Genomic DNA, 11,604 nt, shown 5'->3' with positions numbered 1-11,604 from the left:
CGTGACCTCATCCGCCCCCCATCAATCCGTGTTTTTGCGCGATCTGCGCCTTGCCACCGCACACAATCTGGTGACTCGCGCGGGCGGCAGCGATAACCGTCTGCCCACTGACACTCCCACCCATTACCTGCAAGCACTGATTGATGGCTTGTGCGCACTGTCTTTGCGAGACCCCCTCACGGGGCTGGCCAACCGACGCCATTTCCGCTCCGTGATCGAGCGCGAGATCGACCGCGTGGCCCGCTCCGGAGAAACCGCACTGCTGCTGATGCTGGACATCGACCACTTCAAGCAGATCAACGACGAGCACGGTCATATTGCTGGCGATATGGTGTTGCAGTCTGTTGCACAGACCCTGTCCGAAATCATTCGCCCCATGGACACCCTGGCGCGCTTCGGTGGTGAAGAATTCGCCATAGTGCTGCCGGTGTGCCCTGCGCATCAAGGCCGTGCGGTCGCCGAACGCCTGCGCCAGGCCATCGAAAGCAACTCCATCGCGGTGTCCTCGGGCCAGTCGCTGAAGGTCACTGTGAGTATTGGCGGGGTCTACGCCCAGCAATGGATTCGCAGCACGACGCAACTGTGGACCGAGCGTGCCGATCGCCAGCTCTATCTGGCCAAATCGGCGGGACGCAACCGCGTCTGCGTGGAGGATCCGCCCGACAGTACGGTGAGTGCCGAGGAAAAAAGCCTGCTTTTCAGCCCTTTGCCTGCTGCCTCTTTAGAGGAAAATGTCTCTGACAATACAGCACCAGACGTAAACACCGACGCCGCAAGCCAGGTCATAACGCCTTGAGACGATGGACACCTTGGCCCCTCACCCTACTTTGCCCGCTCATATATCCATGGAAGATGCCCTGCGGGCGCCTGGCCGCAACAAGCAAGCCCACATCATTGCCGTCACCAGCGGCAAAGGCGGTGTCGGCAAGACTTTCGTCTCTGCCAACCTGGCTGCGGCTCTGACGCGTCATGGCTTCAACGTGCTGGTGCTGGACGCAGACCTCGGTCTGGCCAATCTGGATGTAGTGCTCAACCTCTACCCCAAGGTCACGCTGCACGATGTGTTCACGGGCCGCTCCACGCTGGAGGATGCGATTCTGACCACGCCAGGCGGCTACTCCGTGCTGCTGGCCGGCTCGGGCATGATCGAGTATTCGCGCCTCACCCCCGAGATCCGTTCCCAGTTCATGCGCACGGTGGAGCTGCTGCGCCCGCGCTACGACATCATCTTGCTCGACACCGGTGCCGGCATCTCGGATGTGGTGCTGTTCTCCGTCTCCTTGGCGACCGAAGTGCTGGTCGTGGCCACGCCCGAGCCAACCTCGCTGACCGATGCCTACGCCGCCATCAAGGTGCTGGCCCTGCAGCAAAAGCGCCAGCAGATCCGTCTGGTCATCAACCAGGCGCAACGCCCCGGCGATGGCCGCGCCATCACGGGCCAGCTGCAGCAGGTGCTCAACCGCTTCGTGACCACCGAGTCCGGCCAGCCGCTGCAGCTGACCCACTGGGGCGATATTCCGGTCGACTCTGCCGTGCGCGAGGCCGTGATGCGCCGCCAACTGCTGCTGCAGGCCATGCCCGGAGCACCCGCATCCCTCGCAGTGGCTCAGCTGTCCAATAAAATCAAGGCAGAGCTGACGGCCCCGGTCTGAGCTGCATCACCGTCGATGCAGCAGCCGCGCGGCCGCCCCCCGGATATCGACGTGGCCGACATACTCAACATCTCCTGCTACAAATTCACGCCCCTGCCCGACGCAGACCAGTTGCGCCAGACGCTGCTCGAGCGTGCACATGACCTGAGCCTCAAGGGCACGGTGCTGCTGGCCGAAGAAGGCATCAACTTTTTCCTGGCAGGCCCTGCCCAGGCCGTACGCAGCTTTGTGGAGCAGCTCAAGCAAGACCCGCGTTTTGCCGACCTGGCTCCCAAGGAAAGCTGGTCCGAAACCGTGCCCTTTCGCAAAATGCTGGTCAAGGTCAAGAACGAGATCATCCGCATGGATCATCCCGCCATTCGACCCGCCCACGGCCGTGCGCCATCGGTCAGCCCGGTCACGCTGCGCCGCTGGCTGGAGCAAGGCCATGACGACGAGGGCCGCGAAGTGGTGACGCTGGACACGCGCAACGACTACGAAGTGGACGAAGGCGCGTTTGCCGGCACGATCGACTGGCGCCTGGGCAAGTTCACCGAATTCCCGCCTGCACTGCGCCAGCACAAGGATGAACTAGCCGGCAAGACCGTGGTCAGCTACTGCACGGGCGGCATCCGCTGCGAAAAGGCCGCCATCCTCATGCAGGATGAAGGCATCGAAAACGTCTACCAGCTCGAAGGCGGCATCCTCAAATATTTCGAGGAAACCGACGGCAAGTTCTACGACGGTGGCTGCTTTGTCTTTGACGGCCGCGACTCGCTGGGCACCGATCTGTCGCGCACCGAGCTGGTTCACCCCCGCCCCATCAAAAAGCATCTGATGGACTAAGCCATCCTTGCTGGGCGACTCTCAAAAAAAGAGCAGCTAGCGCTTGCCATCAAACGATTTCAGATATAAATCCATCTGAAATCAATGATGCAAAAGCGCTAGCCGCTTCTTATTCAATAGCAGATTGATGCTGCTTATCTTGCCCAGCGCGCTGCAGCGCTGGCCACGCGCTCGCCAAACTGGCGTGCGGTTTCCAGATCGCCAGCGGCCATCTCGCCGGCCGATGAGTCAGAGGGTGACTGTGCCATGGCGCCGCTGAAGCTGCCCATCCAGTTCACATCGTTGCGCTGCGCGGCCTTGGTGTTCGAAGGCAGCAGGCCCAGACCCACCCACACGCCGCCATGCTGCATGGCCAGGTGGTGGAAATAGTCGAGCGTGACCTGCTTGTCGCCCTGCACGCTGGCGCTATTGCTGAAGCCGGCAAACAGCTTGTCCTTCCAGGCCTGGGAAAACCAGGCCTTGGACGAGGCGTCGGCAAATTTCTTGAACTGCCAGCTCGGAGCGGCCATATAGGTCGGCGCGCCGAAGACGATGGCATCGGCCGCAGCCAGTTGCTCCCAGCCACCTTCGGGCAAATTGCCATCGGCGTCGATGGCCAGCAGCTGCGCGCCTGCGCCCTGGGCCACGGATTGCGCCATGCGCTGGGTATGGCCGTAGCCGGAGTGGTAGACCACAACGATCTTGCTCATGATTTCTTCTTTCCTTCTTTCCTTCTTGCATCGGCGCAGCCATCCGCCGCGCCATCGTGAATCTGTGCCAAATAAAGGCTCGCCGGATTGACACCCGGCGAGCCTTGCCTTGCGAGAGCGCGCTAGCTTATCAAAGCCATGACCGCCTGCGCACTTTCGGCCTGTGCTGCCCCATGCTTTGCTTTAGCCTTTGCGGCCGTCCATGCTCCAGGCACCTGCCCCATGGGCGGCGTAGCCAAGCAGACCGCCGACCACAGCGATGTTCTTCCAGAACAGCAGCTGCTGCATCATGGCGGCTTCTGCGGGCACGCCCCAGAAGTTATGGAAGAAGAAGCTGGCAATCAGCGTGAAAAATCCCAGGATCAAGGCCGCGTAGCGCGTGTGCCAACCCAGCAATATGGCCAGACCGCCCACGATCTCGATCACCAGGCCCACCGCCACCGCAACCTGGGGCATGGGCATGCCCACCGACGCTGCATAACCCACGGTGCCCGCAAAGCCGCTGATTTTCTGAATGCCCGCAGGCAGGAACAGCAGGGCAATCAGCACACGGCCCAGCAGGTCCAGAGGATTTCGCAATTGATTCAACATTTCAAACTCCAGTCATCGCGACCAAGGGTCGCATTGGCTCAACTCCATCAGTACACCCCTTGAAATCGTCAGACTCAAGGCTCCAGATCAAACACCAGAACTTCCGCAGCCCGGCCATTGGCAAGGCGCAGGCGCTCCTCATTTTCAATAAGTGCGGCGTCACCGCTTGTCAGCTTTTGTCCATTCACGTCCAGCTCGCCACGCACCAGGTGCACATAGGTCTTGCGCCCGGCCGGCAGGGCCACATCGACAGCCTCTGCGCCGTCGAACAGAGCGGCATACAAGCGTGCATCGGCATTCATCGGAACCGAGCCCTCGGCACCGTCGGGTGAAGCCACCAGACACAGACGTCCACGCTTTTGCGCCTCGCTGAATGTCTTCTGCGCATAGCCTGGCTCGATACCTGTGCGTGCGGGCAGCAGCCAGATCTGCAGAAAGTGCGTGGTCTGCTCCTTGGCGTAGTTCTGCTCGCTGTGCACCACCCCCGAGCCCGCGCTCATGCGCTGCACCTCTCCAGGCAGGATGGGGGTTTCATTGCCCATGCTGTCCTTGTGCGAGAGAGCACCTTCGAGCACATAGCTGATGATCTCCATATCGCGGTGGCCGTGCGAGCCAAAACCCGTGCCGGGGGCAATCCGGTCTTCGTTGATCACGCGTAGATTGCCGAACCCCATATGGCGCGGGTCGTAGTAACCGGCAAACGAAAAGCTGTGATACGACTTGAGCCAGCCGTGGTCGGCGTAGCCGCGTTCCTGGGATTTGCGCAGAGTCATCATGGTGTGCTTCCTTTCGTTCAAGTGACTGTCTCTATGGGCTCTACTGTAGAAGTCGACCGCCAGGCTGTGGCTGAACGGCGTTGATGGCATCATTCAAACTGTTTGAATCATCAATCTCACCATGCCCAGCTCCCGCGATGTGCTCACCCCCGACAGCCTGGCCATGCTGCAGGCCATTGCCGAAACCGGCAGCTTTGCCGCTGCTGCGCGCTCCCTGGGCCTGGTGCCCAGTGCACTGACCTACCGCGTGCGCCAGATCGAAGATGCGCTCGATGTGCTGCTGTTTGACCGCAGCTCGCGCCATGCCCAGGCCACGGAGGCCGGCCAGGCCTTGCTGCGCGAAGGTGCCCGCCTGCTGCAGGAGATCGACGCCGTGGCGCACCGCGTCAAGCGCGTGGCCACGGGCTGGGAGCCGCAGCTGACCATCGTCATTGACGGGGCTGTGGCCCGCACGCCCGTCTTCGAGCTGGTCGAAGCCTTTTATGCGCTGACCCCGCCCACCGCACTCAAGCTGCGTGACGGCATTCTCAACGGCACGCTGGAAGTGCTGACCAGCGGCCATGCCGATCTGGCCATTGGCGTGGCCGTCAACACCAGCAATGTCTCCGAGCTGCAGACGCGCGAAATCGGGGAGATGGATTTCGTCTTCGCCGTCGCGCCGCACCACCCGCTGGCCAGACTCGATGAGCCGCTTTCCGACGAGTTGCTGCTGCGCCATCGCATGGTGGCCGTGGCCGACTCGGGCGTGCGCAGCAACACCAGCTTTGGCCTGGTCAACGGCCAGGACGTTCTGACCGTGGACAGCATGCCGGCCAAGCTGGAGGCCCAGATACGCGGCATTGGTGCCGGCTTTCTGCCACGCGGCATGGTGCAGGCCTATCTGGATGCCGGCCTGCTGGTCACAAGACAGGTGCAGCGCGCCAGCCGCAATCTGCGCCTGCACTATGCATGGCCCGGCCCCGCCCACCGCACGCCCGGGCGCGCCCTTCAGTGGTGGCTGACGCAACTGGAAAGCCCTGCCACGCGCAAGGCGCTTATGGAAAACCATCACCGTCAATAAGCTGCTGCGCGTCGCGGCCATCACGCGGGAGGTGTAGAGTGAGTTGCGCTGCAACAATTCAGCACAAGCAGCACTTGCTATCCTTTGGATAGCTGCTACGCTAGAACTCAAACGGTGTCGAAAAGGCTTTTTCATGAATGCTTCCCGCACTCGCGCGTCCGCAACTGCCTCCGCTTCCTCCCCTTCCCCGCATACCGGTGCCAAGCGCATTGCCGTCATCGGTGCAGGCATTGCAGGTCTGGCCTGCGCCCGCACGCTGATGCAGGCCGGGCATGACGTTCATGTCTATGAGCGCCTGACCCAGGCCGGCGGACGCATGCGCTCGGTCAGCGGCCCCTACGGCAGCTTTGACATCGGCGCCCAGTTCTTCACCGTACGCGACCCGCGCTTTCAGCAGGTGCTGGACACCACTGCCGGCAATCTGCGCGCCTGGAGCCTGAACAGCGTGCAGACCCGCAACGCCCAGGGCCGCAGAGTCGACAAGCACGCTCCGGTGCGCGAGACCCACTGGGTCGGCATGCCCGATATGCAATCGCTGCCACTGGCCTGGGCCGCGCCGCTATGGGATGCCGGACGCCTGCATCTGGGCCAGTCCCTGCGCGCCATGAGCCACCACATTGCCAGCGGCAACCACCACAGCCGCCACCAATGGTCCCTGATGCTCGATACCGAAGACCACGGCCCGCAGATTGCAGCCGACTTCGATGCCGTGGTGCTGGCAGTGCCGGCGCCCGTGGCCGCGCAACTGCTGCAGACAGCGCCGCAGGGTGCGACCCTGGCCAGGACCCTGGCCCCCGTGGAAATGGCCCCCTGCTGGGCCATGACGCTGTCCTACCCCATGGCCGCGCAGGCCGGCCTGACCACACTGGGCCCGCAGTGGAATGCCGCACGCAGCACGCATGAGCGCGTTGCCTGGGTGGCCCGCGAGTCCTCCAAACCCGGCCGCGCCCAGACCGAGCGCTGGACGATCCATGCCAACCCGCTGTGGTCCAACGAGCACCGCCACGACGACGCCACACGCGTGCTTGCCAAGCTGCAAAAGGCCTTTGGCGAGATCACGGGCATCCGCGTTGCGCCGCGCCATGCCAGCGTCTACCTCTGGCAGCATGCCCAGACACTTGCGCCCCTGGGCAGACCGTTCAGCCACGACCCCTCGGTAGGCCTGGGCCTGTGCGGGGACTGGTGCATAGGCATGCGGGTGGAAGACGCTTTTGTCTCGGGTCTGGAAATGGGCCTGGCCCTGGCCTGAGCCAACTGCGCGCAGTCAGGGGGCGTAAGATGGCGTCCCTCATGACTGCGGCCCTCTCCCGACCCTCCTCCAACGCTCCCAGCACGGGGCCATATATCGGGCGCTTTGCGCCCTCTCCCACCGGAGCGCTGCATGCCGGCTCTTTGGTCGCGGCGCTGGCCAGCTGGCTGGATGCACGCGCCCACCACGGACGCTGGCTGATTCGCATCGAAGACATCGATCCGCCACGCTGCCAGGCGGGCGCCGACCAGGAAATCCTGCGCCAGCTGGCCGCCTGTGGCCTGCACTCCGATGCCCCCGTAGTCTGGCAGTCGCAGCGACATGCACTCTATGAAAAAGCGCTGCAACAGCTGCAGGCGCAAAAAATGGCCTACCCCTGCGGCTGCACGCGCAAAGACATCGAAGCCGCCTGGCAGGCACAGGGACTGATCCACGAGCGGCATGTGGAGCGACCCTACCCCGGAACCTGCCGTCATGGCCTGCAAGGCAAGCCCGCCAGAGCCTGGCGCTTTGCACTGGAGCAACAGGTACATGATTTACAGAAAATCCAGCCCGAAGCGCTGCCCCATCAATCGTATTCAGCCACGCAAAACATCGCACTCAAACAACACGCCCTGGAAAGCAGGTGCCCCGTGCTGCACTGGCAGGACCGGCGTCTGGGCGCGCAGCAGCAGAACCTGATCACCGGCGTGGGCGACTTTGTGCTGCGCCGTGCGGACGGACTCTGGGCCTACCAGCTGGCCGTGGTCGTCGACGACGCCGAGCAAGGCATCACCGATGTGGTGCGCGGCGAAGACCTGGCCGACAACACGCCTCGCCAGCTAATGCTGCAGCGCGCCCTGGGTCTGCCCCAGCCGCGCTATCTGCACACGCCGCTGGTCTGCATGGAAAACGGAGAAAAGCTCTCCAAACAGCATGGCGCACCAGCCGTGGATGTCAGCCAGCCTCTGACCGTGCTGTCTGCCGCAGCGCAGCAGCTCGGCCTGCCACAAGCGCCCGCAGCCGCCCCCTGCAGCAGCGAAAGCCCCGCAAGCGCCTTGCCTTTGGCGCTGGACTTCTGGGTCCGGTGCTGGCGCCAAACCTACAATATCGCCCCGTGACTTCTTCTAATTCAACACCTACCACCGATATGGCCGAAAACGTGCCAGCCGCTGACGCATCCGCAGCATCCCAAGGCCAGGCGCCCGAAGGCGTGGCCTATCCCAAGACCATCAAAAGCTATGTGCGCCGCGCAGGCCGCACCACTACGGGCCAGGCCAAGGCTTTTGAAGAACTGGGTCCGCGCTTCCTGCTGCAATACCAGAAGGCTCCTCTGGACGCCGCAGCCGCCTATGGCCGCGACGGCAAGCTGATTCTTGAAATCGGCTTCGGCATGGGTGAAGCCACCGCCCATATCGCCCGCGTGCGCCCCGACGACAATTTCCTGTGCTGCGAGGTGCACGAGCCCGGCGTGGGCGCACTGCTCAAGCGCATTGGCGAGCAGGAGATCGAGAACATCCGCATCCTGCAGCACGATGCCGTGGAAGTCATCGACAACATGCTGCCCGAAGCCTCGATCGACGGCGTGCACATCTTCTTCCCAGATCCCTGGCACAAGAAAAAGCACAACAAGCGCCGCCTGATCCAGAGCCCCCTGATCGCCAAGCTGGCCGCTCGCATCAAGCCCGGCGGCTACATCCACTGCGCTACCGACTGGGAGCCCTATGCGGTGCAGATCCTGGAAGTGCTGAACGCAGAACCCATGCTGCAGAACACGGCCGAGAACTACGCCGAAAAGCCCGACTACCGCCCACTGACCAAATTCGAAAACCGTGGCATTCGCCTCGGTCATGGCGTCTGGGACCTGGTGTTCAGGAAGAAGTAACCCCCTGAGGCGCTTTGCGCCTTCCCCTAGCCGGGCGCCCCTCTCTGCTACGCAGAGGGGGACGACAGCATCGCTGCGGGGCGGCCCTTGCTTGCTGTCCCTGAATTGGATTAGCGCCAGTTGCAAGGACTGAGCTCCAAGCCATAAAAAACGCTCCTCATTGAGGAGCGTTTTGTTTTGGGGCAAGGCAGCCTGGACTGCCTTTTGGTGCTCGCCTTACAGGCGCTCGGCTCAGAGGCGCTCGGCTTAGAGGCGCTCGGCCACCCAGGCCTGCACGCTGGCCAGCGCTGCGGGCACGGCTGCGGCATCGGTGCCGCCGGCCATGGCCATATCGGGCTTGCCACCGCCCTTGCCGCCCACTTGCTGGGCCACAAAGTTCACCAGCTCGCCGGCCTTGACCTTGGCGGTTTCAGCCTTGGTCACGCCTGCTGCCAGTTGCACCTTGTCGCCGTCCACGGCAGCCAGCACGATCACGGCCGCACCCAGCTTGTCCTTGAGCTTGTCCATGGTGTCGCGCAATGTCTTGGCGTCCGCTCCTTCGAGCTTGGCGGCCAGCACCTTCACGCCATTGACGTCGGCTGCCTGCGTGAGCAGCTCATCACCCTGGCTGGAAGCCAGCTTGCCCTTGAGCGCAGCGATTTCCTTTTCCAGTGCCTTGATCTGATCCAGCGCACCGCCGATGCGGTTGGTCAGCTCGGCTGCAGGGGCCTTGAAAGCGGCCGCGGCCTGGTCCACGGTGGACTCCAGCGACTGCAGATAGGCCAGCGCGTTCTCGCCGGTAATGCCTTCGATACGGCGCACGCCAGCGGCCACGCCGGATTCGCCCACCACCTTGAACAGGCCGATGTCGCCGGTACGGCTGACGTGAGTGCCACCGCACAGCTCGCGGCTGGAGCCGATGTCCAGCACGCGCACGGTTTCGCCGTACTTCTCGCCGAACAGCATCATCGCGCCGGTCTTCTGGGCCGATTCGATATCCATCACGCGCGCATCGGTGGCGGTGTTGGCCAGCACCTCGGCATTCACGCGGGCTTCGATCTCGCGGATCTGCTCGGCAGTCACCGGGGCGTTGTGTGCAAAGTCGAAGCGGGTACGCTCGGCATTGACCAGCGAGCCCTTTTGCTGCACATGACCGCCCAGCACTTCGCGCAAGGCCTTGTGCATGATGTGTGTGACCGAGTGGTTGCGCATGGTCGCAGCGCGCACGGCGGTATCCACCTGTGCTTCAACGGCATCGCCCACCTTCAGGCTGCCGGCTTCCAGCACGCCGTGGTGACCGAATACATCGGCCTTGATCTTGAGCGTGTCTTCCACGGCAAAGCGGTTGCCGCCAGCAACAATCACGCCCTGGTCGCCGACCTGGCCGCCCGATTCGGCGTAGAAGGGAGTCGTGTCCAGCACCACGACACCGTTTTGGCCGGCCTGCAGCTCGTTCACGCTCACGCCATCGGCGTACAGCGCAACGACCTTGGCTGCCTCGGCCAGCTTGTCGTAGCCGGTGAACACATTGGCGTCCCCTGTGTATTCCAGCGCGCGGTCCATCTTGAACTTGCCGGCTGCGCGGGCAGTTTCCTTCTGGTGCTGCATGGCGGCGTTGAAGCCGGCCTCGTCCACCGTCACGCCACGCTCGCGCGCCACGTCGTTGGACAGGTCCAGCGGGAAGCCGTAGGTGTCATGCAGCTTGAAGGCCACATCGCCGGGCAGCACCTTGACGTCGCCGGCCAGTGCGCTGTCCAGGATTTCCATGCCGTTGGCCAGGGTCTCGAAGAAACGCTCTTCCTCGGCCTTGAGCACGCTGGTGATATGCGCTTCCTGCTCCTTGAGCTTGGGATAGGCATCGCCCATCTGCACCACCAGGTCGGCCACCAGCCTGTGGAAGAAGGGAGTTTTCTGGCCCAGCTTGTAGCCGTGACGGATGGCGCGGCGGATGATGCGGCGCTGCACATAGCCACGACCTTCGTTGGAAGGAATCACGCCGTCGGACACCAGGAAGGATGTCGCGCGGATATGGTCGGCAATCACCTTCAGCGAAGGAGTGCTCAGATCTTCGGTGTGGGTTTCACGGCCGGCAGCCTTGATCAATGCCTGGAACAGGTCGATCTCGTAGTTACTGTGCACATGCTGCAGGATCGCAGCCAGGCGCTCCAGGCCCATGCCGGTGTCCACGCAAGGTGCGGGCAGCTTCACCACGGAGGCGTCTTCCTTCATGTCGAACTGCATGAACACGTGGTTCCAGATCTCGATGAAGCGGTCGCCGTCTTCTTCCGGGCTGCCGGGAGGGCCGCCGGCAATGTGCTCGCCGTGGTCGTAGAAGATTTCCGAGCAGGGGCCGCAGGGGCCTGTGTCGGCCATCATCCAGAAGTTGTCGCTCTTGTACTTGCCGCCCTTGTTGTCGCCGATGCGGATGATGCGCTCGGCAGGCAGGCCGATGACGTTCTTCCAGATGTCATAGGCTTCGTCGTCTTCGTGATAGACCGTGGCCAGCAGCTTCTCGGCGGGCAGGCCGAAGACCTTGGTCAGCAGCTCCCAGCCCCACTCGATGGACTCCTTCTTGAAGTAGTCGCCGAAGGACCAGTTGCCCAGCATTTCGAAGAACGTGTGGTGGCGCGCGGTATAGCCCACGTTTTCCAGGTCGTTGTGCTTGCCGCCGGCGCGCAGGCAGGCCTGCACCGAAGTTGCGCGGTTGTAGGGGCGCTTGTCCGAGCCCAGGAACACGTCCTTGAACTGCACCATGCCGGAGTTGGTGAACATCAGCGTCGGATCGTTGCCGGGAACCAGCGAGCTGGACGCGACAACCGTGTGGCCCTTGGAAGCGTAGAAATCCAGGAACGTCTTGCGGATGTCCGCAACGGAAAAAGTGGGTGTACTCATGGTGTTTGGTATGAAGACGCCTGCATG

At 63.0% G+C, this 11,604-nt stretch carries 11 protein-coding genes; 7 read left to right on the top strand and 4 right to left on the bottom strand.

Annotated elements, in window-relative coordinates:
• Position 1 precedes the first annotated feature (1 nt).
• Genes QYQ99_RS25150 through QYQ99_RS25140 form a run of 3 tightly spaced genes read left to right on the top strand, consistent with a single transcriptional unit; the run spans position 2 to position 2,477 of the window.
• Entirely contained in the window at positions 2–796 is a 795-nt protein-coding gene (locus tag QYQ99_RS25150; RefSeq protein WP_302090503.1) for a GGDEF domain-containing protein, read from the top strand.
• Positions 797–800: 4 nt separating this feature from the next.
• A complete protein-coding gene (locus QYQ99_RS25145) occupies positions 801–1,652 on the top strand; it encodes a MinD/ParA family protein (protein ID WP_042438298.1) in 852 nt (283 codons plus the stop codon).
• Positions 1,653–1,703: 51 nt separating this feature from the next.
• Positions 1,704–2,477 (top strand): sulfurtransferase, encoded by a 774-nt coding sequence (locus QYQ99_RS25140; RefSeq protein ID WP_302093267.1) that lies wholly within the window; start codon positions 1,704–1,706, stop codon positions 2,475–2,477.
• Positions 2,478–2,611: 134 nt separating this feature from the next.
• On the opposite strand, the gene QYQ99_RS25135 is transcribed toward QYQ99_RS25140, so the two are convergent.
• The 3 genes from QYQ99_RS25135 to QYQ99_RS25125 all read right to left on the bottom strand — a co-directional run bounded on the left by QYQ99_RS25135 (position 2,612) and on the right by QYQ99_RS25125 (position 4,533).
• Positions 2,612–3,166, bottom strand: a complete 555-nt coding sequence (locus tag QYQ99_RS25135; RefSeq protein ID WP_302090502.1) for a flavodoxin family protein — start codon at positions 3,164–3,166, stop codon at positions 2,612–2,614.
• A gap of 183 nt (positions 3,167–3,349) precedes the next feature.
• Positions 3,350–3,757: a DoxX family protein gene (locus tag QYQ99_RS25130; RefSeq protein WP_302090501.1), complete on the bottom strand. Its 408-nt coding sequence runs from the start codon at positions 3,755–3,757 to the stop codon at positions 3,350–3,352.
• 74 nt (positions 3,758–3,831) lie between these two features.
• Positions 3,832–4,533 carry a pirin family protein gene (locus QYQ99_RS25125; protein ID WP_302090500.1) on the bottom strand — a complete coding sequence of 234 codons (702 nt, stop codon included), beginning with the start codon at positions 4,531–4,533 and terminating at the stop codon, positions 3,832–3,834.
• 121 nt (positions 4,534–4,654) lie between these two features.
• Between QYQ99_RS25125 and QYQ99_RS25120 the strand changes: the two genes are divergently transcribed.
• The 4 genes from QYQ99_RS25120 (at position 4,655) to trmB (ending at position 8,706) form a co-directional block, all read left to right on the top strand.
• The gene (locus tag QYQ99_RS25120) at positions 4,655–5,593 is read left to right on the top strand and encodes a LysR family transcriptional regulator (RefSeq protein ID WP_302090499.1); all 939 of its coding nucleotides are present in this window, start codon (positions 4,655–4,657) and stop codon (positions 5,591–5,593) included.
• A gap of 133 nt (positions 5,594–5,726) precedes the next feature.
• Positions 5,727–6,842 (top strand): NAD(P)/FAD-dependent oxidoreductase, encoded by a 1,116-nt coding sequence (locus QYQ99_RS25115; protein ID WP_302090498.1) that lies wholly within the window; start codon positions 5,727–5,729, stop codon positions 6,840–6,842.
• A gap of 41 nt (positions 6,843–6,883) precedes the next feature.
• Complete coding sequence (gluQRS, locus tag QYQ99_RS25110) at positions 6,884–7,942, top strand: tRNA glutamyl-Q(34) synthetase GluQRS (protein WP_302090497.1); 1,059 nt, start codon at positions 6,884–6,886, stop codon at positions 7,940–7,942.
• A gap of 29 nt (positions 7,943–7,971) precedes the next feature.
• Positions 7,972–8,706: a tRNA (guanosine(46)-N7)-methyltransferase TrmB gene (gene trmB, locus QYQ99_RS25105; protein WP_003074922.1), complete on the top strand. Its 735-nt coding sequence runs from the start codon at positions 7,972–7,974 to the stop codon at positions 8,704–8,706.
• A gap of 246 nt (positions 8,707–8,952) precedes the next feature.
• Here the strand turns inward: trmB and alaS are convergent, their stop codons facing one another.
• Positions 8,953–11,577, bottom strand: a complete 2,625-nt coding sequence (gene alaS, locus QYQ99_RS25100) for an alanine--tRNA ligase (protein ID WP_302090496.1) — start codon at positions 11,575–11,577, stop codon at positions 8,953–8,955.
• Between the last annotated feature and the right edge of the window lie 27 nt (positions 11,578–11,604).

This window comes from Comamonas testosteroni (assembly GCF_030505195.1).
Classification (GTDB): Bacteria; Pseudomonadota; Gammaproteobacteria; order Burkholderiales; family Burkholderiaceae_C; genus Comamonas; species Comamonas testosteroni_G.
The sequence above is the reverse complement of the archived record's forward strand: the minus strand, read 5'-3'. Positions and strand labels throughout refer to the sequence as shown.